This window comes from Pectobacterium sp. CFBP8739, assembly GCF_013449375.1.
Lineage (GTDB): Bacteria > Pseudomonadota > Gammaproteobacteria > Enterobacterales > Enterobacteriaceae > Pectobacterium.
In genome coordinates, this window is the sequence record NZ_JACDRR010000005.1 from 353,255 (window position 1) to 378,629 (window position 25,375).

The 25,375-nt window shown below is 51.3% G+C and carries 23 protein-coding genes; 10 read left to right on the forward strand and 13 right to left on the reverse strand.

The features are described from left to right. Positions 1 to 26: 26 nt before the first annotated feature. Together H0247_RS02375 and H0247_RS02380 are read right to left on the reverse strand one after the other, a co-directional pair. Positions 27 to 878, reverse strand: a complete 852-nt coding sequence (locus H0247_RS02375) for an aldo/keto reductase (RefSeq protein WP_180741076.1) — start codon at positions 876 to 878, stop codon at positions 27 to 29. Positions 879 to 1,035: 157 nt separating this feature from the next. Then, complete coding sequence (locus H0247_RS02380; protein WP_180741077.1) at positions 1,036 to 1,785, reverse strand: MipA/OmpV family protein; 750 nt, start codon at positions 1,783 to 1,785, stop codon at positions 1,036 to 1,038. Positions 1,786 to 2,240: 455 nt separating this feature from the next. Here H0247_RS02380 and yeaG point away from each other — a divergent pair, with 455 nt between their 5' ends. The 3 genes from yeaG to H0247_RS02395 all read left to right on the forward strand — a co-directional run bounded on the left by yeaG (position 2,241) and on the right by H0247_RS02395 (position 6,855). Then, positions 2,241 to 4,175, forward strand: coding sequence for a protein kinase YeaG (gene yeaG, locus H0247_RS02385; protein ID WP_180741078.1), 1,935 nt, complete (start codon positions 2,241 to 2,243; stop codon positions 4,173 to 4,175). Positions 4,176 to 4,211: 36 nt separating this feature from the next. Further along, positions 4,212 to 5,486: a YeaH/YhbH family protein gene (locus H0247_RS02390; RefSeq protein ID WP_180741079.1), complete on the forward strand. Its 1,275-nt coding sequence runs from the start codon at positions 4,212 to 4,214 to the stop codon at positions 5,484 to 5,486. 169 nt (positions 5,487 to 5,655) lie between these two features. Further along, positions 5,656 to 6,855 (forward strand): multidrug effflux MFS transporter, encoded by a 1,200-nt coding sequence (locus H0247_RS02395; RefSeq protein ID WP_180741080.1) that lies wholly within the window; start codon positions 5,656 to 5,658, stop codon positions 6,853 to 6,855. A 23-nt stretch (positions 6,856 to 6,878) separates the two neighbouring features. Here H0247_RS02395 and H0247_RS02400 read toward each other — a convergent pair whose 3' ends face one another. Beyond that, positions 6,879 to 8,132 (reverse strand): D-amino acid dehydrogenase, encoded by a 1,254-nt coding sequence (locus H0247_RS02400; RefSeq protein ID WP_180741081.1) that lies wholly within the window; start codon positions 8,130 to 8,132, stop codon positions 6,879 to 6,881. A gap of 343 nt (positions 8,133 to 8,475) precedes the next feature. Here H0247_RS02400 and H0247_RS02405 point away from each other — a divergent pair, with 343 nt between their 5' ends. Beyond that, positions 8,476 to 10,017 (forward strand): SpoVR family protein, encoded by a 1,542-nt coding sequence (locus H0247_RS02405; RefSeq protein ID WP_180741082.1) that lies wholly within the window; start codon positions 8,476 to 8,478, stop codon positions 10,015 to 10,017. Between the two features lie 120 nt (positions 10,018 to 10,137). Here H0247_RS02405 and fadR read toward each other — a convergent pair whose 3' ends face one another. Continuing rightward, entirely contained in the window at positions 10,138 to 10,857 is a 720-nt protein-coding gene (fadR, locus tag H0247_RS02410) for a fatty acid metabolism transcriptional regulator FadR (RefSeq protein ID WP_180741083.1), read from the reverse strand. Between the two features lie 243 nt (positions 10,858 to 11,100). On the opposite strand from fadR, the gene nhaB reads away from it, so the two are divergent. Further along, complete coding sequence (gene nhaB, locus H0247_RS02415; protein ID WP_180741084.1) at positions 11,101 to 12,681, forward strand: sodium/proton antiporter NhaB; 1,581 nt, start codon at positions 11,101 to 11,103, stop codon at positions 12,679 to 12,681. Positions 12,682 to 12,875: 194 nt separating this feature from the next. Beyond that, positions 12,876 to 13,406, forward strand: a complete 531-nt coding sequence (gene dsbB, locus H0247_RS02420) for a disulfide bond formation protein DsbB (RefSeq protein WP_180741085.1) — start codon at positions 12,876 to 12,878, stop codon at positions 13,404 to 13,406. 449 nt (positions 13,407 to 13,855) lie between these two features. On the opposite strand, the gene H0247_RS02425 is transcribed toward dsbB, so the two are convergent. The 3 genes from H0247_RS02425 to H0247_RS02435 form a co-directional block, all read right to left on the reverse strand. Beyond that, positions 13,856 to 14,302, reverse strand: coding sequence for a YcgN family cysteine cluster protein (locus H0247_RS02425; protein WP_180741086.1), 447 nt, complete (start codon positions 14,300 to 14,302; stop codon positions 13,856 to 13,858). A gap of 116 nt (positions 14,303 to 14,418) precedes the next feature. Further along, complete coding sequence (locus H0247_RS02430; protein ID WP_180741087.1) at positions 14,419 to 15,075, reverse strand: fumarylacetoacetate hydrolase family protein; 657 nt, start codon at positions 15,073 to 15,075, stop codon at positions 14,419 to 14,421. 296 nt (positions 15,076 to 15,371) lie between these two features. Next, the gene (locus tag H0247_RS02435) at positions 15,372 to 15,629 is read right to left on the reverse strand and encodes a YcgL domain-containing protein (RefSeq protein WP_180741436.1); all 258 of its coding nucleotides are present in this window, start codon (positions 15,627 to 15,629) and stop codon (positions 15,372 to 15,374) included. Between the two features lie 136 nt (positions 15,630 to 15,765). Between H0247_RS02435 and minC the strand changes: the two genes are divergently transcribed. From minC to minE, 3 genes are read left to right on the forward strand one after another with little or no spacing between them, the layout of a single operon-like run. Beyond that, positions 15,766 to 16,452 (forward strand): septum site-determining protein MinC, encoded by a 687-nt coding sequence (gene minC, locus H0247_RS02440; RefSeq protein ID WP_180741088.1) that lies wholly within the window; start codon positions 15,766 to 15,768, stop codon positions 16,450 to 16,452. A 20-nt stretch (positions 16,453 to 16,472) separates the two neighbouring features. Next, positions 16,473 to 17,285 carry a septum site-determining protein MinD gene (minD, locus tag H0247_RS02445; protein ID WP_039511326.1) on the forward strand — a complete coding sequence of 271 codons (813 nt, stop codon included), beginning with the start codon at positions 16,473 to 16,475 and terminating at the stop codon, positions 17,283 to 17,285. A 3-nt stretch (positions 17,286 to 17,288) separates the two neighbouring features. Beyond that, positions 17,289 to 17,558 carry a cell division topological specificity factor MinE gene (minE, locus tag H0247_RS02450; protein WP_015840174.1) on the forward strand — a complete coding sequence of 90 codons (270 nt, stop codon included), beginning with the start codon at positions 17,289 to 17,291 and terminating at the stop codon, positions 17,556 to 17,558. 249 nt (positions 17,559 to 17,807) lie between these two features. On the opposite strand, the gene rnd is transcribed toward minE, so the two are convergent. From rnd to H0247_RS02475, 5 genes are all read right to left on the reverse strand, one after another. Continuing rightward, the gene (gene rnd, locus H0247_RS02455; RefSeq protein WP_180741089.1) at positions 17,808 to 18,932 is read right to left on the reverse strand and encodes a ribonuclease D; all 1,125 of its coding nucleotides are present in this window, start codon (positions 18,930 to 18,932) and stop codon (positions 17,808 to 17,810) included. Positions 18,933 to 19,072: 140 nt separating this feature from the next. Further along, the gene (gene fadD, locus H0247_RS02460; RefSeq protein ID WP_180741090.1) at positions 19,073 to 20,758 is read right to left on the reverse strand and encodes a long-chain-fatty-acid--CoA ligase FadD; all 1,686 of its coding nucleotides are present in this window, start codon (positions 20,756 to 20,758) and stop codon (positions 19,073 to 19,075) included. Positions 20,759 to 20,958: 200 nt separating this feature from the next. After that, positions 20,959 to 21,561, reverse strand: a complete 603-nt coding sequence (locus tag H0247_RS02465) for a Slp family lipoprotein (protein ID WP_180741091.1) — start codon at positions 21,559 to 21,561, stop codon at positions 20,959 to 20,961. A 141-nt stretch (positions 21,562 to 21,702) separates the two neighbouring features. Beyond that, positions 21,703 to 22,404, reverse strand: coding sequence for a tRNA (adenosine(37)-N6)-threonylcarbamoyltransferase complex dimerization subunit type 1 TsaB (gene tsaB, locus H0247_RS02470; RefSeq protein WP_180741092.1), 702 nt, complete (start codon positions 22,402 to 22,404; stop codon positions 21,703 to 21,705). A 115-nt stretch (positions 22,405 to 22,519) separates the two neighbouring features. Beyond that, on the reverse strand, positions 22,520 to 24,457 hold the full coding sequence (locus tag H0247_RS02475) for an ATP-dependent DNA helicase (protein WP_180741093.1): 1,938 nt from the start codon (positions 24,455 to 24,457) through the stop codon (positions 22,520 to 22,522). A 206-nt stretch (positions 24,458 to 24,663) separates the two neighbouring features. Between H0247_RS02475 and H0247_RS02480 the strand changes: the two genes are divergently transcribed. Next, positions 24,664 to 25,008, forward strand: coding sequence for a RidA family protein (locus H0247_RS02480; RefSeq protein WP_180741094.1), 345 nt, complete (start codon positions 24,664 to 24,666; stop codon positions 25,006 to 25,008). Positions 25,009 to 25,055: 47 nt separating this feature from the next. Here H0247_RS02480 and H0247_RS02485 read toward each other — a convergent pair whose 3' ends face one another. Further along, positions 25,056 to 25,295 (reverse strand): YoaH family protein, encoded by a 240-nt coding sequence (locus H0247_RS02485; RefSeq protein WP_180741095.1) that lies wholly within the window; start codon positions 25,293 to 25,295, stop codon positions 25,056 to 25,058. Positions 25,296 to 25,375 lie beyond the last annotated feature (80 nt).

Below are 25,375 nucleotides of genomic sequence, written 5' to 3' on the forward strand. Positions count from 1 at the left end.
CCCTATTTATTCTGCAAATCCTTTCGCTACACCACATCCAGATGCTGTTTACGCATCGGTGGAGGGAAGGCCTGATCTAACTGCGCGATATCTTCCGCAGATAGCTGCACGTTCAGCGCTTTGGCATTTTCCTGAACGTGCGTGACAGAGCTTGCTTTAGGAATCGCGAGAACACCCTGCTGACGGATAGCCCATGCCAATAATAATTGAGCAGATGTGATGCTGTGCTCGCGAGCAATGCGGTTGACTACCGGATGTGAGAATAATCCGTCACGTAAGCGCCCAGCCTGCGCCAGCGGACAATACGCCATGATGGGAAGCTGCTGTTGCTGACACCACGGCAATAAATCAAACTCAATACCGCGCGATGCCAAATGGTAAAGCACCTGATTGGTCATACAGCGTTGTCCGCCGTTCAGCGAACATAGCTCCTGCATGTCTTCAAGATCAAGATTGGAGACGCCCCACTGGCCGATTTTTCCCGCCTGCTGTAATCGCTCCATCGCTGCAATCGTATCTACTAACGGGATACCGCCACGCCAGTGCAGCAAATACAGATCAATCCGCTCGGTTTTCAGCCGTTTCAGACTGCGTTCACATGCTTGTATCGCCTTTTCGCCTCCCGCATTGTGCGGGTACACTTTCGATACCAGATAAACACTATCGCGGCGGCCACGTAGCGCTGCACCGACCACCTCCTCAGCCCGACCTTCCGCATACATTTCCGCCGTATCAATCAGCGTTAACCCAAGGTCGATGCCAGCTTGCAGCGCCGTCACTTCCTGCGCTTTCATACGGACATCTTCGCCCATGAACCACGTTCCCTGTCCGATCGCGGGTACGCATGTATCATCTGGAAAACGAATCGTTTTTGTCACGCGCGGCTCCTTTACTTATCGTTAACGTAATTGTTTACCGCCCACATTACCTGACCAACAGCGCACCATAAACGTGCAAATGGGGTGATATCACCCCATTATTGTACGGAAAATGCACTATGCTTACGAGGAGCATTCAAAACGCTCACGAAAAGCATTAGAAGTGGTAACTGACGCCGGCACTCATCAAGATACTGTGATGACTATCGACAATCGGACTATCCTTCATTTCGTCAGACAAACGCACGTAACGGCCCACAGCCCAGGCGCTCCAACTTTGGTTAATCTTATAACCGGCGCTGAGTTCAAGATACGGGGCCCAGCCATCGCCAGGGCTATACTGGCTAAAGCCGGAACGGGCGGACTCCTGAGCGCTAACGCCATAATAATACTGGTTCATGTTTTCACTGAACCAGGTGGCGCCGATACCTGGAGTGATGCTCAAATCACCCATTGAGAAACGGTACAGATAAGCGGTATCCCATGCAAAACCGTTACTGTAATCCAGCGTATCACCGGCCAACACTGTACGAATGTCACCCCAGTCAGCGGTGTGGCTATAGGCTGCGCCCGCCATCAGCGTACTGCGACGTTTATCTAACTGTTTCATCCGTAGATCGTCACTATCTCCAGGTTTAAACCCTAGAGGCAGGTAGTAGGCCGTTAAAGAGAGACGATTTTCGCCGTCATTCCACAGGTAGTATCCACCACCCAGCCCGCGGAAGTAAAAATTTTCACTTTCATAATTCAGTACAGGAAGCGGATAAACGTCATTATCAACACCACGGTATACAGACGTTGAACCCGCAGCGCCAAGGCCCAGAGAGACATCTGCGGCATAGGCTGAAGGCAGGAGCACAGCACCAGAAATCAGTGCAGCCAGCATACATAGTTGAGGTTTTTTCACAGTTTTCTCTTTCCTATTACAGATAAATATCATGAAACATGATAAGCCAATTACACACATTCGCGTTCAGGTTATATAAAAATAAGACTAACGAATAACCTAACTATTCGATAGGTTTTACGTGCGCTAACGTCGGTAATAGGCCGTGTTCTTAAGGCTGAGCGCCTGTTCTCTGTAATGGTACACGGATTCTCCTGAAAGTGAGTCCTTGAAATATCTTAAAAATACGTCGGTGGACTAGAGGAAATTTTACGGATGCAAACTACGCTTTAATACAGAAGGTGACGTCTCCCTGATCAGCAGGCATGAATAAAATCACGACGCCCTGACGCAACAAGTTGGCATAAGGGTTGCTGGACTCAGGAGATTTCTTCTTTCGGAGGGCAATACATTAATAGGCATATATTCCACACGCTCTCTTAATCTGTGCTAATCGACGAAGGACGGGCATCGCTATGAACATATTTGATCACTACCGCCAGCGCTACGACGCTGCCAAGGACGAAGAGTTCACTCTGCAGGAATTCCTTACCATCTGTCAGCAGGATCGCAATGCTTATGCGAACGCCGCTGAACGATTGTTAACGGCTATCGGTGAGCCTGTAATGGTGGATACCGCCCAAGAATCACGAATGTCGCGCCTATTCTCGAACCGGGTCATTGCTCGCTATCCGGCTTTTGAAGAATTTTACGGTATGGAAGAAGCCATCGAACAGATTGTTTCTTACCTGAAACATGCCGCGCAGGGATTAGAGGAGAAGAAGCAGATCCTGTATCTGTTGGGGCCGGTCGGTGGCGGGAAATCCTCTCTGGCCGAACGCTTGAAAGCGCTGATGCAGCGTGTACCGATTTACATCCTCAGCGCCAACGGCGAACGCAGTCCGGTGAATGATCATCCGCTCTGCCTGTTCAATCCGCAGGAAGATGCCGCAATACTCGAAAAAGAGTACGCCATTCCACGGCGCTATCTCGGCACCATCATGTCACCGTGGGCGGCCAAACGCCTTCAGGAATTTGGGGGAGACATTTCCAAATTCAAAGTCGTCAAAGTATGGCCATCGATTCTGGCGCAGGTTGGGATCGCGAAAACCGAACCCGGCGATGAGAACAATCAGGATATTTCCGCGCTGGTCGGCAAGGTCGATATCCGCAAGCTGGAGCATTATGCCCAGAACGATCCGGATGCCTACGGTTACTCTGGCGCATTGTGCCGTGCGAACCAGGGTATTATGGAATTCGTCGAGATGTTCAAAGCGCCGATTAAAGTGCTCCACCCGCTGCTGACCGCGACACAGGAAGGCAACTACAACGGGACGGAAGGTATCGCTGCCCTGCCGTTCAACGGGATTATTCTGGCGCACTCCAATGAATCCGAATGGGTGCAATTCCGTAACAACAAGAACAATGAGGCGTTTCTTGACCGTGTGTATATCGTGAAAGTGCCGTACTGCCTGCGCGTGTCCGAAGAGGTCAAAATTTACGACAAGCTGCTTAACCACAGTGAGCTGACGCATGCGCCTTGCGCCCCCGGCACGCTGGAAACGCTGGCCCGTTTCTCCATTCTGTCGCGTCTGAAAGACCCTGAAAACTCCAGCATCTACTCCAAGATGCGGGTTTATGACGGGGAAAGCCTGAAAGATACCGACCCGAAGGCGAAATCCTATCAGGAGTACCGTGACTACGCAGGCGTGGATGAAGGGATGAACGGCCTGTCGACCCGCTTCGCGTTCAAGATTCTGTCACGTGTCTTTAACTTCGATCACAGTGAAGTCGCGGCTAACCCAGTACACCTGTTCTACGTACTGGAGCAGCAGATCGAGCGCGAGCAGTTCCCGCAGGAGCTGGCAGATAAGTATCTGGAGCACCTGAAAGGCTATTTGACGCCGAAATACGCGGAGTTTATCGGTAAAGAGATCCAGACCGCCTATCTCGAATCCTATTCTGAATACGGACAGAACATTTTTGACCGTTATGTTACCTATGCGGATTTCTGGATTCAGGATCAGGAGTACCGTGACCCAGATACCGGCCAACTGTTTGACCGTGAATCGCTAAACGCCGAGCTGGAAAAGATCGAGAAGCCTGCGGGTATCAGCAATCCGAAAGACTTCCGTAACGAGATCGTCAACTTTGTCCTGCGCGCCCGTGCCAATAATAGCGGCCGGAATCCAAACTGGACCAGTTATGAAAAACTGCGCACGGTCATTGAGAAGAAGATGTTCTCCAACACGGAAGAGCTACTGCCTGTGATTTCGTTTAATACCAAAACCTCAACGGATGAACAGAAAAAACATGATGACTTCGTCGATCGTATGATGGAGAAAGGCTACACCCGGAAGCAGGTGCGTTTGCTGTGCGAATGGTATCTGCGGGTGAGGAAATCATCATAATGACGCACGATGCTGGCAACAGCGTTTGGGGGAAACATGGCCTATTTTATTGATCGACGGCTAAACGGCAAAAACAAAAGCACGGTGAACCGCCAACGCTTTTTGCGCCGCTATAAGTCGCAAATAAAACAGTCGATTTCCGAGGCCATTAATAAGCGTTCGGTGACCGACATCGAAAGCGGGGAGTCCGTCTCGATCCCCAATGCAGACATCAACGAACCGATGTTCCATCAGGGCCGTGGAGGACGCCGCCACCGCGTCCACCCGGGCAACGATCACTTCGTACAGAACGACAAAATCGAGCGGCCACAAGGAGGTGGCGGTGGTGGTTCCGGTCAGGGGGATGCCAGTAAAGATGGCGAAGGCGAGGATGAGTTTGTCTTTCAGATCTCCAAAGACGAATATCTGGATCTGCTGTTTGAAGATCTGGCGCTGCCTAACCTGAAGAAAACCCAGCATCGGCAGATGACCGAGTACAAAACGCACCGCGCCGGCTACACCGCGAATGGCGTTCCCGCCAATATCAGCGTGGTGCGCTCACTGCAAAACTCGCTGGCACGCCGTATGGCGATGACAGCGGGTAAACGGCGCACGCTGCATGAGCTGGAAGAGTCGCTGGAACAGCTGGCGCATACCGAGCCCGCACAATTGCTGGAAGAGGAACGGCTGCGGCAGGAAATTACTGAACTGCGCCAGAAAATTGCACGCGTGCCGTTTATCGATACGTTTGACCTGCGCTACAAGAACTACGAGCGCCGGGCCGAACCATCGAGCCAGGCCGTGATGTTTTGTTTGATGGACGTGTCCGGCTCCATGGATCAGGCGACAAAAGACATGGCGAAGCGCTTTTATATTCTGCTGTATCTGTTCCTCAGCAGAAATTACAAAAACGTGGACGTTGTCTATATTCGCCATCACACGCAGGCAAAAGAGGTTGATGAACAGGAGTTCTTCTACTCTCAGGAAACCGGCGGCACCATTGTCTCCAGTGCGTTAAAACTGATGGAGGAAGTCGTACGCGAGCGTTACGATCCGTCACAGTGGAATATCTATGCGGCACAGGCATCGGATGGCGATAACTGGGCTGATGATTCACCGCTGTGCCACCAAATTCTGGCGAATCAGCTTCTGCCAATGGTGCGTTATTACAGCTATATCGAGATCACCCGACGTTCACACCAGACGCTCTGGCGCGAATACGAAACACTACGCGATACATTCGATAATTTCGCTATGCAGCATATTCGCGATCAGGATGATATCTACCCTGTCTTCCGCGAACTCTTCCGTAAACAAACCGTAGGCCATTAGCCATACCCAGCCAGTTACCTGTTAATGATTAATCGTTAGCTGGCTGATTTTCCCTTCCAGAGTGGAAATCACGACCTCATCGTGACATTGTCACAAAGATAACGCTTTCTTTCCGCCAGTGCGCGCATTACCCTGTCGACCCCATAAAACGTAGACGTCTGTTTTTGTTATGCAACGATTTGTTCTGATTTTACTGGCTCTGGTTCTACTCGGCCCGCTGGGCATTGACATCTATTTACCGCTTATTCCCGCCATCGCCGTGGCATTGAACAGCCCGGAATCGCTGATTCAATCCACCGTCGCCCTGTTTATTTTGGTCATGGGATTAGGCCAACTGCTAGCTGGGCCGCTGGTCGATAAGTACGGTCGCCGCCCTATGGCGCTGGTCGGCGTAGTTATCTATATCATCGGTGCCATCATGGCCGCGCTGGCGACCAACGCCACGCTATTCGTCCTCTCACGTCTTTTTCAGGGGCTGGCCGTCTGCTGTACCGCCGTCGCCATTTTCAGCAGCGTCCGTGACAAGTTAAACGGCGATGACGCCGCCAGAACCTATGGCTTTCTCAACGGCACGCTGAATATTGTGCCAGCGCTGGCGCCGCTCTTCGGCGGGCTGCTGGCTGAAGCCTTTGGCTGGCGTGCGCCTTTCTGGTTCCTCGCGGGCTACAGTGTCCTGGTACTGGCACTCGTCATTCGCTTCCTGCCCGAAACGCGCCCAGATTCAACATTGCCCGTACACGGCTTGCCGCTGCGCCAATATGTACGCCTGTTATCCGATCGCCATTTTCTGGGATTTGCATCCGTCAACGCGGGCGCGATGGGGATGGCGTTAACCTATGTCACCTTTTCCCCCGTGGTGTTGATGAATCAGGTGCAACTCACACCGCTTGAGTTTTCCATTGCCTTCGGGGCAAACGGCTTTTGGATCATGCTGGTCAGCTTTTTTGCGAATCGCATTATCCGCAAAGTCGGCCGACCACGCTGTCTGGCTATCGGTAGCCTGCTGATGGGCGCGGGTTTCCTTTCGCTGCTTGGTGGTGTTGTGCTCTTGCCTGATACGCTACAAGATACCTGGCCGACCTACATGCTGCCCGTCGCGCTGGCCTGTGCCGGTCTGGCATTTTTGATCGGGCCGTCCACCAGCTATGCGCTGGAACCTTATTCCAATGAGGCGGGGATTGCGTCGGCGATGGTAGGTTTTGTACAAATGGCGGGGGGAGCAGCACTGGGGTTGATCGCGATGGCGCTCCCTCTGCCGTCAAAAATATCACTGGCGCTGGTGATGCTCTGTGCCGCTCTGTTAGCGGTACGCGCCCGCCTGCTCACGCGGCACCACAAGGGCAGCATTACGTCACTGCCCCGTACGTAGTTCAAAACTAAAGTAGTTCAAACCTAACGAGCATACCTTTCCACGGACAAATCATCGGCTTCAATCTCTGGTGATTTGTCCGACAGAATATCCGCCAGCAACTTCCCTGAGCCACAGGCCATCGTCCAGCCTAACGTGCCATGCCCAGTATTCAGATACAGATTTTTCAGCGGTGAACGCCCTACCAGCGGCGTGCCGTCTGGCGTCATCGGCCGCAACCCCGTCCAGAATGTCGCTTGTTCAATCGGGCCACAATGGGGATACAGATCGCGTACTACCATCTCCAGCGTCTCACGCCGTTTAGGATTCAGATCGGTGTTGAAGCCCACGACCTCTGCCATTCCTCCAACGCGGATGCGGCGTTCAAAACGCGTGATTGCCACTTTGTAGGTTTCATCCAGCACGGTAGAAACCGGCGCAGAGGCATCATCCGCCAGCGGGATCGTCAGTGAATAGCCTTTCAGCGGATAAACCGGAATATCGAACCACTGGCGCAGTAGCCCCGTGGAATAGGAACCGCAGGCCATCACATAGGCGTCCGCCACGATCATTTCATCGTCGCACTGTACGCCCGTTACGTGTTGCCCTTCCACCCGCAGTTGGCGAACGTGGCACCCCAGCTTAAAGGTGACGCCCGCATCGGCAGCCATCGCCGCCAGTTGACGGGTGAACAGCTGACAGTCCCCTGTCTCATCATGCGGTAAGCGCAGCCCGCCGGTTAGTTTCTCCGCCACATTTGCCAGCGCAGGTTCAACAGAGGCCAGCTCATGACGAGACAGTAGCTGATACGGGACGCCAGCCTCTTTCAGCACGGCGATATCCCGTGTCGCATTGTCATATTGCTGTTCGGTACGGAACAGTTGCAGCGTCCCGCCCTGCCGACCTTCGTACTCAATACCAGTATCTCGCCGCAGTTGTTGCAAACAATCACGGCTGTACTCCGCCAGACGCACCATCCGCGCTTTATTGACTTTATAATGGCGTGAATCACAGTTAAGTAACATTTGCCACATCCAGCACAACTGCGCGGCCGTGAAATCGGGCCGGATAGCTAGCGGCGCATGGCGCTGAAACATCCATTTTATCGCTTTCAGCGGTATTCCCGGCGCCGCCCAGGGCGCGGCATAGCCGGGGGAAATCTGCCCGGCATTCCCGGCGCTGGTTTCCAACGCGGGCTCCGGTTGCCTGTCGATAACGGTAACATCATGCCCTGTCTGCGCAAGATACCAGGCGGTACTCACGCCAACTACGCCACTTCCCAGAATCACAACCCGCATGCTACCGCTCTCCCTTTCTTTCCGTTATCGACCATTTTCCTCTGCCCATTTTATTTAAGTTATCTGTGCGTTGTGTTTACTACAACTCGAATTATTTAAGGACTAATTCGCTAGCAAAACACGAATTAACTGGGGTAAAACACTGGCTAAAAGATAAAATACAGAACCACTCTACCACCTAGTTAAAAATTGTCATCCGCCACAGTGATAGCATTTCACTATTGCTGATATTCGCCAAATTGTTACGCCAAGCCACCGTTTTCTCATCACTTTTATCAGATTGAGCTACGATTAATTATACCTGTGCGATTGCGCGCAGGTTGGTCACGTAGGGGGCGCGCTGATGGCTATATCAACGGATAATCAGGTAAAAAAAACACTTCGCCTGAGTGATGGACCGGACTGGACGTTTGAATTGTTGCAGGTTTACCTTGATGAAATTGATCGGGTAGCCAAGCTGTATCGTCTGGCAACCTATCCTCATCAGATCGAAGTCATCACCTCAGAACAAATGATGGACGCTTATTCCAGTATAGGCATGCCGATCAACTATGCCCACTGGTCGTTCGGGAAGAAATTTATCGAAACCGAACAACGCTACAAACACGGGCAGCAAGGGCTGGCATACGAAATTGTCATCAATTCCGATCCCTGTATCGCGTATTTGATGGAAGAGAACACGCTGCCGATGCAGGCGCTGGTCATGGCACATGCCTGCTACGGGCACAACTCATTCTTCAAAGGTAATTACCTATTCCGCAGTTGGACCGACGCCAGCTCGATTGTCGACTACCTGCTGTTTGCTCGGCAATATATCGCGCAATGCGAAGAACGTTATGGCGTGGATGAAGTCGAACGCCTCTTAGATTCCTGCCATGCGCTCATGAATTACGGCGTTGACCGCTATAAACGTCCGCAGAAGATTTCGCTCGAAGAGGAAAAGTCACGCCAGAAAAGCCGCGAAGCCTACCTGCAAAGCCAGGTTAACGATCTCTGGAAGACATTACCACGGCGTGAACAAGGTGCCGCACCGGAGCAAGCCCGACGCTTTCCACAAGAGCCGCAGGAAAATCTGCTCTATTTTATGGAGAAAAACGCGCCACTGTTGGAGCCTTGGCAGCGTGAGGTTCTGCGTATCGTGCGGAAAGTCAGCCAATACTTCTATCCGCAGAAGCAGACTCAGGTGATGAATGAAGGCTGGGCGACGTTCTGGCACTACACCATTCTGAACCATCTCTATGATGAAGGCCGGGTCACCGAACGCTTCATGATGGAGTTCCTGCACAGCCATACCAACGTGATCTATCAGCCTCCGTATAACAGCCCGTATTACAGCGGCATCAACCCCTATGCGCTGGGCTTCGCGATGTTTCAGGACATCAAGCGTATTTGTCAGTCACCGACCGATGAAGACCGCTACTGGTTCCCCGATATCGCGGGCAAAGATTGGCTCGATACGCTGCATTTTGCGATGCAAAACTTCAAAGACGAGAGCTTCATCAGCCAGTTCTTGTCGCCTAAATTGATGCGTGATTTCCGGCTGTTTACGGTTCTGGACGACGATCGCAATAATTATCTGGAAATTGCCGCGATTCACGACGAAGAAGGCTATCGTTTGATCCGGCAGGAACTCTCAGCCCAGTACAACCTGAGCCATTTGGAACCGAACATCCAGGTCTGGAACGTGGATCTACGCGGTAATCGAGCGCTGACGCTACGCTATGTCCCGCATAACCGCGCCCCGTTGGATAAAAGCAGTCAGGAAGTATTGAAGCACGTCCATCGCCTGTGGGGCTTCGACGTCTATCTGGAACAGGCTAACACTGATGGCAGCGTTGAGCTGCTTGAACGCTGCCCGCCGCGTAACGGAACGGCATCAACATAGCGGAACGTGGCTACACAGCCATAAGACAAAGGGGATTCTGGTTGTTACCTGAATCCCCTTTTCACCCATTCACCTTTTAACAATTCACCTTTTAACAACCCAGCGAAACTGGTAAGCGCCTTAGCGGCGTATTTCTGCAATATCCCGCGGGATGGTGCTCTGCATACTGTGCCAAATCGCTCCGCTTTCTTTACCGTAATGTCTGACGACATCCATGACCTGATCGTATAACTCTTCGCTGCGCAACGCTTCCAACCGACCGTAAAAATTCACCGCCAGCTTGCGTGCTTCCGGATTGGAAAAATAGTAGCGCCCGACGCGAATATATAACCCCTTCAAGCCGTTTAGGATCAGGCCATAGATTGGATTGCCGGAAGCAAAAGCCAGACCACGAAACACGTTGTAGTCTAGTTGCGCAAAAGCTTCTGCGCTATCATCTACCGCATTGGCCTGAGTCAACACATCACGCACCTTCTCCGGATTATGCCGTAACGCCGTCCGAATAAAGATGGCGGCGATATTGGTTCGCACGGCCAGCAGGTTATCGATCAGTTGCGGGACGCTATCGTGATCGAGTCGAGCCAGTGTTTCCAGAATATTGAGCCCAGACGTTTCCCAAAAATTGTTAATCTTTGTTGGCTTCCCGTGCTGTATTGTCAGCCAGCCATCGCGAGCCAGGCGCTGAAGCACTTCACGCAGAGTAGTACGGGTCACGCCGATCAGTTCGGAAAGCTCTCTTTCCGCGGGCAAAATAGAGCCTGGAGGAAAGCGGTTATTCCATATACTTTCGATAATGTATTCTTCCGCGAATCCAGCCGGACTTTGCGCCTTTATAACCATGTCTTTATAACCATGTGTTTGATAATCCGTAGCGGTGATTGCCGAAAAAGCTGAATCATAATACCAGACGAAAGAATCATGATATAGCGCCGCACTCAGGCGCCAAACAATTTCAATGAAAAATTGTGACTGCAAACCGTTCCATCACGGCGTATAACGGTAGACTTCTGACTGTTTGTAAAGTTTTTACGGTATGATGTAAAACCTCACATTATTCTAACAAGCAAGGATTTCTTTCCCATTATGAATGGTATATCCATGCGCCGTGCGCTATTGAAAAATTTTCTGGGACAATCCCCAGACTGGTACAAACTGACTATTTTTTGCTTCTTGCTGATTAATCCACTGCTGTTTTATTTTGTCAGCCCGTTTTGGGCCGGTTGGTTATTGGTCGTGGAATTTATTTTTACGCTCGGCATGGCGCTGAAATGTTACCCGCTACAGCCCGGCGGCCTGCTGGCGCTTCAGGCGATATTGATCGGAATGACCAGCCCACAGCAGGTGTGGCATGAAGTCACAGGGAATATTGAAGTCCTGATGCTACTGGTGTTTATGGTGGCAGGCATCTATTTCATGAAGCAACTGCTGCTCTTTGTTTTTACCAAACTGCTGTTGCGCATCCATTCCAAGACTCTGCTGTCACTTGCGTTTTGTGTTGCCGCCGCCTTCCTTTCCGCCTTCCTTGATGCATTGACTGTGATTGCCGTTGTGATCAGCGTCGCCATCGGGTTTTATGGCATTTACCACCGTTTCGCGTCCCAACAGGGCGCAGACGAGGCCGATATCAGCGACGACAGCGCATTGGGCAGCGAGGAACATCATCGTACGCTGGAGCAATTCCGAGCATTCCTGCGCAGCCTGCTCATGCATGCTGGTGTCGGTACGGCGCTGGGCGGCGTAATGACGATGGTTGGCGAGCCTCAGAACCTGATTATCGCAAAAAGTGCAAGCTGGGATTTCGTCAGCTTCTTCCTGCGTATGTCACCTGTCACCATTCCGGTATTTATTTGCGGCGTCCTTACCTGTGTGCTGGTCGAACGTTTTAAACTCTTCGGCTACGGCGTAAGCCTGCCAGACAACGTGCGCCGCGTGCTTGAAGAGTACGATCGTAATCTGACGGAAAAGCGTACCCCCCAGGATAAAGTACGTTTACTTATTCAAGCGCTGATTGGCGTCTGGCTGATTGTCGCGCTGGCGTTTCATCTGGCGGAGGTCGGGTTGATTGGCCTTTCCGTGATTATTATGGCCACGACGTTCTGCGGCGTGACTGAAGAACACACCATTGGTAAAGCGTTTCAGGACGCACTACCGTTTACCGCACTGCTGACGGTGTTCTTTGCCATCGTTGCGGTGATTATCGATCAGCACCTGTTTTCGCCTATCATTCATTATGTGCTGCAAGCCTCAGACAGTGCCCAGCTCACGCTGTTCTATCTGTTCAACGGCCTACTGTCATCAATATCGGATAATGTCTTCGTTGGTTCGGTTTATATTACCGAAGCACGTAACGCGTTAACGAACGGAAGTATTTCTCCCCTACAGTTTGAACTGCTTGCCGTAGCGATCAATACCGGCACCAACCTGCCTTCCGTCGCCACGCCAAATGGACAAGCAGCGTTTCTGTTTCTGCTGACATCTGCGCTGGCTCCGCTTATTCGTTTATCTTACGGGCGCATGGTCATCATGGCGCTGCCTTATACCATTGTGATGACGCTGGTCGGGTTACTTTGCGTGGAATTTACTCTCGTGCCGTTTACCGATTTTTTGATGAATAACCATTGGATTTCTTTACCAGACTTGACCTTACCAAGCAGTCACTCGTAATCTCAATCGTGTATAGTAATCACGGCAGCGACCATTTCAGTCTTGATGACGTAATCAATACGATGTTCGCCGCCGTAAAATCACAGAAAAGCACTAAATAAACATATCGTTACGTTTTGCACAGTGAAATGATGGCAGTGAAGCCAGAACGGTTTACACTGCTGCTTTAATCATGTTTAGCATGGAATATTTTTATGTTGCGATTTCTTAATCGTTGCTCACGCGGGCGTGGTGCGTGGCTGCTGCTGGCGTTGACTGCTTTAGCGTTGGAATTGACCGCGCTCTATTTTCAGCACGTTATGCTATTAAAACCGTGCGTACTGTGTATCTATCAGCGCTGTGCGCTATGGGGCGTGTTCGCCGCGGGTATTGTTGGTGCCATCGCGCCATCAACAGCGTTGCGTTATCCGGCCATTGCGTTATGGATATACAGTTCCTTCGAAGGGGTTCGACTGGCTTGGAAACACACGGATATCTTGTTGAATCCGTCGCCGTTTACCACCTGTGATTTCTTTGTCAGCTTCCCGTCATGGTTGCCTTTAGACAAATGGCTACCGGCCATTTTCAATGCGACAGGGGATTGTTCAGTGCGTCAGTGGGAATTTCTCTCTTTGGAAATGCCGCAGTGGCTACTTGGCATCTTTGTCGCTTATCTGGTGATTGCCGTGTTGGTATTGATCGCTCAGCCTTTCCGCCCCAAACGCCGCGACCTCTTCAGCCGTTAATCATAACGAAAAGCCCGACATTGTTGTCGGGCTCTTGGTAACCGTTTTGATAATTCACAGGCTTGCAATAGCGTTCACAGTTGTGGCTTATAAAGATTGCGATAATGACCTAGCCGTTCGTTAAAGAAAGGCCTTTTTTCGTGGGAAATTCTTCGCGAGATTTCATCTGCGTCGATCTTTTTTTCCTGACTTTCCATGAAAGCTATTGTAGACGCAGCGAAGTCAGTGTACTGCTTACTATATTCAAGAATGATTTTCTCAAGATTAATCACTTGCTTTCTCCCCTTACACTATGTTGCTTTAAAATTATACAACACGTCACAATTTATACAGAAAACGGCAGCATAATTTTCACAAAGAAGAAGAGAAATGTGAAATGACACACAAAAGTAGATAAGCATTCCGATTCAAACAGTACCCATCAGGCCTCCGCCCACACCAAACAACTATTACCGCGCCCACTCAGGTTTATTTAAGATGTGATCTTGCCAGTCCACTACCTCACTCTCACGTACAGCAATATGGCGCACGGAGATACGCTCTCGGTGCATGGCTGTCTTGGTACCGCAGACCAGAGGATGCCACTGCGGTAAATCTTCACGTTCATGAATCAGGCGATATGCACAGGTCGTCGGCAGCCAGTTAAACGTCAGCAGGTTTTCGCGCGTTAGCTTGATGCAGTCCGGTTCGTACTCAAAGCGTTTCTCATAGTTACGACATTGGCAGCTTTTAATATTCAATTGATTACAGGCGACGTTGGTAAAATAGATTTCCTCCGTATCCTCATCAATCAGTTTATGCAAACAGCACTGACCGCAGCCATCGCACAGCGATTCCCATTCATCGTCAGACATCTCAGACAACGTTTTTTGCTGCCAAAAAGGGCGTTCAGTCATGTTTTTTCCAGTTAACTTATGTTGCATTGTGAATGTTGTAGATAAAAAATACGTAATTCTAACAGGCGCGGCGGGGAAGTTTTGCTGCCCGTCGTTCAACACGGGCAGCCGGGGCATTAGATAATACGTGTGCTCAACGTCCGGTCATTCACCGTAATCGTCAGCATATCGCCAGACAGGATCGGACCGACCCCTTTTGGGGTACCCGTCAAAATAATGTCGCCCGCGCGCAGCGTAAAGAAACGGCTCATGTAAGCAATCAGTGGCAGAATCGGCGTAATCATATCACGCGTGTTGCCCTGCTGGCGCACTTCATCATTCACTTTTACACCCAACTCGGTTTGCTGTGGATCGCCAAACTCAGCAACCGGAATAAAACCGGAGATCGGGCAAGAACCGTCAAACGCCTTGGCTTTTTCCCACGGCTGACCCGCTTTTTTGAATTCGGACTGCAAGTCACGCAGCGTCAGATCCAGCGCCACACCATAACCCGCAATCGCTCGGGCGACGCGCTCTTCATTCGCCTGCTTTAATGGCGTACCGATCAACACCGCCAGTTCAACTTCGTGGTGAACCGAGCCCAAATTTTTAGGAATAGCTACGGGCTGGCGTAAATCACACAGTGCGGTTTCAGGTTTAATGAATAACACGGGCTCAGCCGGAGTCGCACTGCCCATTTCTTTGATGTGTTCTGAATAGTTGCTTCCGACGCAAACGACTTTATTTACTGGGAAATCAAGCAGCGCGCCCTGCCAGTCTCTGTGTTGATACATGGGTATTCTCCTGCCCTATCTGTTGGATGATCGCTGTCTTCGTGGTGCAAAACCATCGTTATATCATCGCAACGGGGCTTACCCCAACAGATTTCAGGAGAGCAAGGCGGGCGAGCACGTAGTCTGGAGAAGACGTCATAATTCATCCCAAAAGGAAACAATTAAATGATGACGGAGTAAAACGTGGAAGATGAATATTTATCGCGCGGAATATCATGTAAATGGTCGAGATATTCCACGCCAAATTATGCTTGCGGTGTTATCTGAAAGTACGCGCTGGTATTATTTTTTTACACTTACACCGGCGTGTTTAATAAGCTTTCGACCGGCGGTGGAACTTGCAGATAAAACCCCTGTTCTTGTAGCGCAAGTTTCACTTTTTCTATATCGGCATTCGCCAATTTTTTATGACCATCCAACGGTAAGACCATGGCTAACTGCGGTTTGCCAAAACTTTTCATTAATGCTTCCGGCACGCGTGAGAAATCGTCTTTTTTTTCAACATAAAGATAGGTTTGATCGCGTTTGGCACTTCGATAGATCACACAAAACATTTTTTTTACTCTATTTGATGGGAATGCCATCTTGCCTGTATATAATTGTGACTATAACATGCTTACAGCGCTCTGGAATATCATGCCTTAAATGTTACTCTAGGGATTAAAAGATGCTGAAACTGAGTCAGGATAGATGTCACAAACGCCAATAGAGTTAAAAGGCAGCAGCTTTACCTTATCGGTTGTTCATTTGCATGATTCCCAACCCGAGGTAATTTACCAGGCACTACAGGAAAAAATAGAGCAAGCGCCTGCTTTCCTGAAAAATGCCCCCGTTGTCATTAACGTGGCCGCATTAACTGCGGAAACTGACTGGATAAAATTACAGCAGGCCATTTCGTCAACCGGCCTGCATGTCGTTGGCGTCAGTGGATGCACCGACGATGCATTAAAGAAAACCATTGCGCAGGCGGGGCTTCCCCTTTTGAGCGAAGGGAAAGCACAACGCCGAGTCGTCGAACCCGTCGCCGCTGTTCCTACTGCGGTGAAAACGAAAATCATCAACACCCCCGTTCGCTCCGGCCAACAGATTTATGCTCGGAACTGTGACTTGATTGTCATAAGCAGCGTCAGCGCGGGTGCTGAGGTGATTGCCGATGGCAATATTCATATTTACGGCATGATGCGCGGCCGAGCCCTCGCAGGCGTTTCTGGCGATGTTCAGAGCCAGATATTCTGTACGCATCTGGCCGCAGAACTGGTCTCTATCGCTGGCCGTTACTGGCTGAGCGACCAGATTCCTGAACCGTATTTTGGGCAGCCAGCGCGGATCAACCTGAACCAGCTGGACAATGTTTTAACGATAAAACCTCTAGACTAGAATCTCCCAAGGAAACATTTATGGCACGCATCATTGTTGTTACATCGGGTAAAGGGGGCGTTGGCAAGACCACATCAAGCGCGGCCATTGCTACCGGTTTAGCCCAGAAAGGAAAAAAGACCGTTGTCATCGATTTTGACATCGGCCTGCGTAACCTCGACCTGATCATGGGATGTGAACGTCGCGTAGTGTATGACTTCGTGAACGTTATTCAGGGTGATGCCACGTTGAATCAGGCGCTGATCAAAGATAAGAGAACGGACAATCTCTATATTCTGCCAGCATCGCAAACGCGTGATAAAGATGCATTAACGCATGAAGGCGTAGAGAAAGTGCTCAACGATTTGGGCGATATGGAGTTCGATTTTATCGTATGTGATTCGCCTGCCGGAATTGAAACCGGTGCGTTGATGGCGCTCTATTTTGCCGATGAAGCGATTATCACCACCAACCCGGAAGTCTCTTCCGTGCGCGACTCAGACCGCATTCTGGGCATTCTGTCCTCGAAGTCACGCCGCGCTGAACGTTCTGAAGACCCGATCAAAGAGCATCTGCTGCTGACGCGCTACAACCCAGGCCGTGTGAGCCGTGGCGACATGCTGAGCATGGAAGACGTGCTTGAAATTCTGCGGATTCCGCTGGTTGGCGTGATCCCAGAAGACCAATCTGTACTCCGCGCCTCTAACCAGGGCGAACCGGTCATTCTGGATACCGAAGCCGATGCTGGCAAAGCCTACGCGGACACCGTTGAACGTCTGCTTGGCGAAGAACGTCCTTTCCGTTTTGTTGAAGAAGAGAAGAAGGGTTTCCTTAAACGACTTTTTGGGGGATAAATTATGGCTTTACTGGACTTCTTTCTGTCCCGCAAAAAAACGACAGCCAATATTGCCAAGGAACGGCTGCAAATTATTGTCGCGGAGCGACGCCGGGGAGATAGTGAGCCCCATTATCTGCCGCAGTTAAAGCGGGATATTCTTGAGGTTATCTGTAAATATGTACAGATTGATCCTGAGATGGTGACGGTTCAACTTGAGCAAAAAGGAGATGATATTTCCGTGCTTGAGTTGAACGTGACATTACCGGAAGCGGAAGAAACGCCTAAATGATTTTTCTGCTGTGATATCCCCTGCTTTTACGCAGGGGATAACTATTTCCCTTCATACTACTCCCGTCATACTATTCCGCCATACTTCAAATTACGACGTTTGATTCCACAACGACCTGTGTATTTAGCCAGTATTTTTATTTCTTATTCTGTTTTTTTCGCCGCATTTTCATCACCCTATTTGCTGCTTTTTCCATAATGCCATCATCACAGCAAATAAGGCGTATTGATAAAGCGTGCTTACCGATGATTAATAGCTTTGCAAAATGTCACGCAGCGCATCGCCATATAACTGGCCGCGCCAGCCAGATAACATTTCCGGCATTCCTGCATCTTGCCCACTTAATTTCCAGTGCCAGTTGAGCAGACGGTTAATTTGACGACGTGACGCCAATAACTCGGCCGATAATCCACTCTGTTCGCTCATGCTTTGTATCAGCGCTTTGATCTCTTTAAACGCTTTTTTATAGCCGGGATAGTCGATCAAATTAATGATCGGTGGCGGACAATCTACATCCGCGATACCGTCCGTCTGCGCAACACAGTCCAGCAGCGTTTTCCCGTGATAGCGGATTTCTGGGCCACTCAGCCCCAGCGAGCTCAGTTCACCCAGTGACGTCGGCAGGCAACGTGCCACCTGTAACAGGTTCTCTTCACGGACAACAAAATTCACCGCGCTGTCGCGCTCACGCGCTTTACGCAAACGCCACTCAGCCAGACGCTGAAGGCAAGCCAGATGCCGGCCACGCAGTTGCCACGCATTACCAAATTCGCGATAGGCCAACGCTGGCGCCAAAATATCCTGTTTACGCTGACAAAGTAGGAGACATTCGCCCAGCGCAGCGTTCATCCACCCCGCGGCTTGCGTATCCGCCACCAGCTTGGCTGCCATTGGCAACAGGTAGAACACATCGGCGGCCGCGTAATCACACTGTTTTTCACTCAGCGGACGGGCCAGCCAGTCTGTTCTCGATTCGCTTTTATCTAGCGTCACGTCCATGTAGTCAGCCACCAGCGCAGCGAAACCATAAGAAAGCGGTTTACCTAGAAATGCGGCCAGAATCTGTGTATCAATGAACGGCGTCGGCAGTGTTCCAAACGCATTGAGAAATACTTCCAGATCTTCGCTGCCTGCATGCAGGAATTTCGTGACCTGTTCGTCACGCAGTAACGCCTGAAAAGGTGCCCAGTCGGTAATCGTTAACGGGTCGATAAGTGAAAGCTGTTCACCGTCATACAATTGAATCAACCCTAATTGCGGGTAATACGTGCGGGTTCTGACGAACTCCGTGTCCAATGCCACCTGCGGAAAGCGTCGCGCCTGGGAGCAGGCCTGTTGTAACCCGATGTCGGAAGTGATCAACTGATAATTCAAAACGTCATTCTCTTGGTTGTTTTTACTTTACGGTTCTGAGTCAAATCCGTATCGCCATAAAAAAGAACGCCGGATAAACCGGCGTGAAAACATCATATCGCGTCCTGCCGCTCTCTGGCAGTCGTTTTCGTGGAAAATCGTCAGGCGGCAGCGTCTTTCTTCACTTTCTTATCGTCGCGTAATTCACGGCGCAGGATTTTCCCCACGTTAGACTTCGGCAAATCGTCGCAGAATTCGATCGCTTTCGGCACTTTATAGCCGGTAAGATTTCGGCGGCAGTGGGTAATGAGTTCCTCTTTCGTTAACGAGTTATCGCGCCTGACCACAAAAGCTTTGACCGCTTCACCGGATACCTCACTCACCACCCCAACCACCGCCGACTCGGACACTTTGGGATGGCGACTGATGACATCTTCAATTTCTGTCGGATAGACGTTAAAGCCGGAAACCAGAATCATGTCTTTCTTACGGTCGATGACCCGCAGAAATCCTTCGTCATCAGACGTGACAATGTCACCCGTTGCTAGCCAACCGTCTTTTAACACTTCATCCGTCGCGGTTGGCTGTTGCCAGTACCCTAACATCACCTGCGGTCCGCGCACCCACAGTTCACCGGACTCACCCGGCCCAGCGTCGTTGCCGTCATCGTCAATGATTTTGACGTCCGTTGATGATACCGGTAGCCCAATACTGCCGCTGTAATGCTTGAGATCGTAGGGGTTTACGGCCACCAAAGGTGAACTTTCCGTTAGTCCATATCCCTCAAGCAGATATTTACCCGTTAGTTTTTCCCAACGTTCTGCCACCGCTTGCTGCACCGATGCGCCACCACCGACCGCTAAACGCAGCGTTGAGAAATCCAGCTCGTGGAACTCTTTGTTGTTAAGCAGTGCGTTAAATAACGTATTGACGCCAGTGATAGCCGTAAACGGGTATTGTTTCAGTTCCTTCACAACCGCTGGGATATCGCGGGGGTTAGTGATCAACAGATTCTTCCCGCCCAATTCAAGGAACAAAAGACCGTTCACCGTGAGCGCGAAAATATGATAGAGCGGCAACGCCGTGATCACCAACTCATTGCCTTCTTGCAGAATAGCGCCGTATGCTCCTTTACACTGTTCGAGATTCGCCAACATATTGCGGTGCGTGAGCATGGCACCTTTAGCGACGCCCGTGGTGCCGCCGGTATATTGCAGAAATGCTAAATCGGTATTGATAATATCGGGCCGAATATACTGCTGACGCCGTCCTTCCTGCAAAACACGACGGAATGATATCGCATCCGGTAAATGGTATTTAGGCACCAGCCGTTTAATGTATTTCACCACGAAGTTGACCAGCGTCCCTTTTGCTGTGGAGAGCTGATCGCCCATACGGGTCAGGATTACGTGCTTCACCGCCGTGTTGTGGACGATTTTTTCCAGCGTATGCGCAAAGTTAGACACGATGACTATCGTGCTGGCCCCGCTGTCTTTTAGCTGATGTTCCAGCTCACGCGGTGTATACAGCGGGTTAACGTTAACCACCACCAGACCCGCGCGCAACACGCCAAACAGCGCAACGGGATATTGCAGCAGGTTGGGCATCATCAACGCCACCCGATCGCCCTTTTGCAATTTAAGCTGGTTTTGCAGATAGGCCGCAAATGCCCGACTCCGCTCTTCCAGCTTACGAAACGTCATCACTTCCCCCATGTTGACGAAGGCCGGTCGGTCGGCATAGCGCCTCACACTATTTTCAAACATGTCAATCAACGACGAATAGCGATCCGGATCGATTTCCGCCGGCACATCCGCCGGATAGCGTGATAACCAAATTTTTTCCAAGACGTCACTCCCGAGATATTTTTTTAGTGGCATCGTCGTCGCCCTCAGAGGCTTATTGTTATTAACATTATTTTAACTCAGCCTACCAGTTAGCTAACAAACAATGTTAAGGTTGCGAGAGCGATCACTAATTTATTCTTTATTCAAAAAAAATCAGGCAACCTGCGTCGCCTGATCTCTTCACGTCGAACGAAATAATTTTATTCTGTCACGACATTCTCAACCCGTGCCGGCCCCGACCACCCACCGTCAAATCCCCATCCGGGGCCCCAACCATAGCCGTAACCTGCACGCCATCCCCACGGGCCATAACCGTAGCCGCCAGGTGGCATCATCAGGCGTTGCACGACATTCCAGCGTTTGTAGCCTTGTGCGTCGATCACGACGTAACGATAAGGCTTATCGCCGATAGCGCCCTGTTCGGTGCCGACAATCGGCCCAACAACGGTCACCAGTTGATCTTTAAAATCGACGGGTTCCAGAAAGCGGTTCACATAGGCAATAAAACGCCCTTCTGATGGCGTATCCAGCAACGGTTTCGCCCCACTATCCAGCGGCATGCTGGCAATCTCCAGGCGCGTTCTATTCACCTCATTGTGGATGCTAACTACCCGCCCGCCAAAACGTGATTCCTGACCGACATAAATCTGTGGCGCATTCATGACACGCACCAGATCGTCCTGCGGTGTGGGCGAGGTGCCTTTAATCGCATCCGGTATCGTGACACAGCCCGAAAGCAGCAGCGCTGCCGCCGCTATCAGACAGAGTCGTGCTTTTTTCTGATGCAGATGCAGATTTTTCATTCGCACACTTTTTATCTGTACATGCTTCATGGGTACAAACATGGCACAACCCCCTCTTCGGATATCTGATAGTTAGACTGCTCAGCATCGAATAAGTTGCTGTTTATAGAAGTTATACGCCGCACCAAATAGGTATTCTGTTTATTCGCGACCGGGGAGTTTTTTCCAGGTCACTTCATTGCGCAGATAGCGTGGTTGCGCATTCTCGACACTGACCGCCTTTCCTGCCTGCCATAGCTGGTAGGCCAGCGGTAACATGTCCTGTGCCTGCGGTAGCAGCACATTGCCCTTCGCTAACACCAGAGAAGAATGGCTGACCAGTTCAGGATAGGTTTCCCATCCGGTTCCGACCGTGGTCCATTCACCTGACAGCGCAGCGGTTAAGGCCTGCACCTGTTCAGGTTTCAATACGGCTTCCTCGGATTCGCCTTGCCAGCTACCGTCAGCATCGCGCTGATAGCAGCCCCAGTACACTTCACCCATTCGCGCATCAATGGCTGCCAGCACTTGCGTCGCCTGCGTCAGGCGGAAAGCGCCCTGCGCCATCGTCGCCAGTGACGATACGCCGAGCATCGGTAAATCCGCGCCCAACGCCAGCCCTTGTGCAATGCCGATACCAATCCGCACGCCGGTAAAGCTTCCCGGCCCTTGGCCAAAAGCCAGCGCATCGAGATCGTTAAGCGTCAAGCCGCTGTCGGCCAGCACCTGCTGAACCATCGGCAGAATACGTTGTGTGTGCTCACGGGGACAAATTTCGAACAGAGAATGAATTTCGCCTTCATTCCAGAGTGCAACGGAACAAGCTTCCGTTGCGGTATCAAGCGCTAGAATTCGCGTAGACATGCCAACCTCAGGCAGGATAAATAAATCTTAACAACCCGTATCATAGCATAAGCCCCTGCCGTGCCGCAGCCCTTCCCGCCATCGGTGAAATCATGCAGCAATCGCCAGTTGGGAATTATGTATTACGCGTCAGGAAAGTAATCGCCTGCCCAATATCGCGGGTCCGCGGCGTCGGCGGCAGGCTGTTAAGGAACACGGCACCATACGGACGCATCACCAGTCGATTATCGCAAATCACAATCACACCGCGATCCTCAACGTCACGGATGAGGCGACCCACGCCTTGCTTCAGGGTAATGACCGCATCGGGAACCTGCACATCGTCAAAAGGCTCGCCGCCGCGCAGCCGGCAGTCTTCGATACGCGCCTTCAACAGCGGGTCGTCCGGCGAGGTAAACGGCAGTTTATCAATAATGACGCAGGAGAGCGTATCGCCACGCACATCCACGCCTTCCCAGAAGCTGCTGGTCGCCACCAGTAACGCATTGCCCGCCGACACAAACTGTGACAGTAACTGCGCCTTCCCGGTCTCCCCCTGTAGCAGCACCGGTAGCGTCAGCATGGCGCGAAACTCAGCGGCCAAATCGCGCATCATCTGATGCGAGGTACACAGCATAAAGCAGCGTCCCTGATTCGCTTCAATCAACGGTTGCAGCATCGTCGCCAGCCTTTTCGCCGCACCGGGACGATTGGTTTCCGGCAAATGACGGGGAACGCAGAGCAGCGCCTGATTGGCATAATCAAATGGGCTAGGCAAAAGGAGCGTGTTCGCGTTATCCAACCCCAGCCTATCGGTGAAATGGACGAGTTGATCGTTAACCGATAGGGTGGCGGAGGTAAATATCCAGGCGGCAGGCTTGTCCTTCATCAATTCGCGAAAACGATCGGCGACAGACAGCGGCGTCAGTGCCAACACGAAATGGCGCGAATTGCATTCATACCAGTAGCTATAACCCGGCTGTTGTACTTCTTTCAGTCGCTTCAGGCGGTTGCGATAGAGCGTGGCGCGTTCAAAAGCGGCATCCAGCAGCGCAGAGCGCCCCAGCGACAGTTTCGCGACGTCGTAACACAGCTCCAACGCATCATCCAGCAACACCAGCGCACGCTGAAGCGACGGCTGTTCGAGCACATCGCGCAGATTACCGCGAAACCCCGGATCGCCCAGCGCCAGCCGAAAATCCTGCGTACTTTGCGTCAGGCGATCGGCACTTTTTTGCAACTGAGCGGCATCGCGTACTTCGGTGCGGTAAGCAATGATGATGTCTTTTGCCAGATCCAGCAGTTGACGACTGGAAAGCTGCTGGCCGAAATATTGACTGGCAATGTCAGGAATCTGGTGGGCTTCATCGAAAATCACGACGTCACTTTCAGGGATCAGCTCGGCAAAACCGGTCTCTTTGACCACCATATCCGCGAGATAAAGGTGGTGGTTAACCACCACGATATCGGCATCCATCGCCTTGCGTCGCGCTTTCACCACGAAGCACTCTTTATAGTGCGGGCAGTCGCTGCCCAGACAGTTATCGTTGGTGCTGGTCACTAACGGCCAGATCGCGCTGTCTTCCGCGACGCCGGAACAGGTCGTAACATCGCCTTCCGCCGTTTCCGATGACCAGCCGCGCAGCCTGACCAGTTCGCTTAGCGTTTCAGCGGGTAAATCACCGCCACCCAGCGATTGCTGGTCGAGCCGTTCCAGACAGAGATAGTTCGAGCGGCCTTTCAGCAGTGCGAGTTTGCCTTTGTACTTCAGCGCCTGCGCAATCGTCGGTAAGTCGCGGCTATAGAGCTGATCCTGTAGCGCTTTCGAACCTGTCGAGATGATGACTTTTTTATCGGCACGCAAGGCGGGCGCAAGGTAGGCATAGGTTTTACCCGTTCCGGTTCCCGCTTCCACCACCAGCGCCGTTTTATCGTCGATGGCGCGCGTTACCGCCTGCGCCATCTGCCGCTGTGGCTCACGCGGTTTGAAGCCCGTGATCGCTTTCGCCAGCGCGCCGTCATTCGCAAAATCATCGATTACCCGATCGTTCGTCACGCCTGCTCTCTTTCTCATAGGAAAACATAGTTAGGAAAACATAGTCTGCCGTCACTAACCGTTTCAGGCCACAGCAAAAATATCGCGCTGATTATGCCAAGAGTCCTCCGACGCTACCACCTTAAATCAGGAAAGCGTGCCGCAATCTGCTGTGTTAGGCTTGGCGGCTGGTATTGATTGATGTCACTATTTTAACTATCCCCACAATGGAGAACCCCCACCTCATGGCGATCACACGTATTAATCCTGAAGCACGCTGGTCAGACGCGGTCATCCACAACAACACGCTCTATTACACCAGCGTGCCGGAGAATCTGGATGACGGCGCACAGGCGCAAATGGAGAACGCGCTGGGCGCGCTGGATGCCATCCTGCAACAGGCGGGAACGGATAAGAGCAAGCTGTTGGACGTGACGATTTTTCTTGCCGATGCGGATGATTTTGCCGCGATGAACGCTGCGTGGGATGCCTGGGTCGTGGCGGGCAGTGCGCCCGTCCGCTGCACCGTACAGGCTAAATTGATGCACCCGAAATTTAAAGTCGAAATCAAAGCGATTGCGGCAATATAAGCTATCGTCTTAGATAATCTGAAGAGGAAGAAAGGTAGTTACTGTTCTTACTGCTCTTCCTCTTCCTCACCATCGTCAAAATAGTGTTCTTCGTCGTTGTCATTAACGGTGTCATCATCTTCATCAAACATCACCGCAACGTTGTCGCCCTGATGTTTTTGGCGGATCTCCGCCGCGACCTGTGCTATCGCCTGGCCGCTGCTCATGCCCTCAGACATCAATTCCTGAATACGCTCTACCGCATCTTGCTGCTGTTTGTGCGTCAGTGCGGGCATACCTGCAATCATGGTGGTTTCCTTGTTGATAAATTCGCGCGTATCATCGCATGTCCGCTTCGGCATACACCAGCATTTCTGCTTTGTGGTAC

What these genes read in the sequence shown, in the direction of transcription:
- H0247_RS02435 (WP_180741436.1), bottom strand. Translation starts at nt 15,629, where the DNA reads ATGTTTTGTGTGATCTATCGAAGTGCCAAACGCGATCAAACCTATCTT.
- H0247_RS02480 (WP_180741094.1), top strand. Translation starts at nt 24,664, where the DNA reads ATGGCGATCACACGTATTAATCCTGAAGCACGCTGGTCAGACGCGGTC.
- dsbB (WP_180741085.1), top strand. Translation starts at nt 12,876, where the DNA reads ATGTTGCGATTTCTTAATCGTTGCTCACGCGGGCGTGGTGCGTGGCTG.
- H0247_RS02400 (WP_180741081.1), bottom strand. Translation starts at nt 8,132, where the DNA reads ATGCGGGTTGTGATTCTGGGAAGTGGCGTAGTTGGCGTGAGTACCGCC.
- tsaB (WP_180741092.1), bottom strand. Translation starts at nt 22,404, where the DNA reads ATGTCTACGCGAATTCTAGCGCTTGATACCGCAACGGAAGCTTGTTCC.
- H0247_RS02485 (WP_180741095.1), bottom strand. Translation starts at nt 25,295, where the DNA reads ATGATTGCAGGTATGCCCGCACTGACGCACAAACAGCAGCAAGATGCG.
- H0247_RS02465 (WP_180741091.1), bottom strand. Translation starts at nt 21,561, where the DNA reads ATGAAAAATCTGCATCTGCATCAGAAAAAAGCACGACTCTGTCTGATA.
- minE (WP_015840174.1), top strand. Translation starts at nt 17,289, where the DNA reads ATGGCTTTACTGGACTTCTTTCTGTCCCGCAAAAAAACGACAGCCAAT.
- H0247_RS02395 (WP_180741080.1), top strand. Translation starts at nt 5,656, where the DNA reads ATGCAACGATTTGTTCTGATTTTACTGGCTCTGGTTCTACTCGGCCCG.
- yeaG (WP_180741078.1), top strand. Translation starts at nt 2,241, where the DNA reads ATGAACATATTTGATCACTACCGCCAGCGCTACGACGCTGCCAAGGAC.
- H0247_RS02390 (WP_180741079.1), top strand. Translation starts at nt 4,212, where the DNA reads ATGGCCTATTTTATTGATCGACGGCTAAACGGCAAAAACAAAAGCACG.
- nhaB (WP_180741084.1), top strand. Translation starts at nt 11,101, where the DNA reads ATGAATGGTATATCCATGCGCCGTGCGCTATTGAAAAATTTTCTGGGA.
- minC (WP_180741088.1), top strand. Translation starts at nt 15,766, where the DNA reads ATGTCACAAACGCCAATAGAGTTAAAAGGCAGCAGCTTTACCTTATCG.
- H0247_RS02475 (WP_180741093.1), bottom strand. Translation starts at nt 24,457, where the DNA reads ATGAGAAAGAGAGCAGGCGTGACGAACGATCGGGTAATCGATGATTTT.
- H0247_RS02430 (WP_180741087.1), bottom strand. Translation starts at nt 15,075, where the DNA reads ATGTATCAACACAGAGACTGGCAGGGCGCGCTGCTTGATTTCCCAGTA.
- minD (WP_039511326.1), top strand. Translation starts at nt 16,473, where the DNA reads ATGGCACGCATCATTGTTGTTACATCGGGTAAAGGGGGCGTTGGCAAG.
- H0247_RS02405 (WP_180741082.1), top strand. Translation starts at nt 8,476, where the DNA reads ATGGCTATATCAACGGATAATCAGGTAAAAAAAACACTTCGCCTGAGT.
- fadR (WP_180741083.1), bottom strand. Translation starts at nt 10,857, where the DNA reads ATGGTTATAAAGGCGCAAAGTCCGGCTGGATTCGCGGAAGAATACATT.
- H0247_RS02425 (WP_180741086.1), bottom strand. Translation starts at nt 14,302, where the DNA reads ATGACTGAACGCCCTTTTTGGCAGCAAAAAACGTTGTCTGAGATGTCT.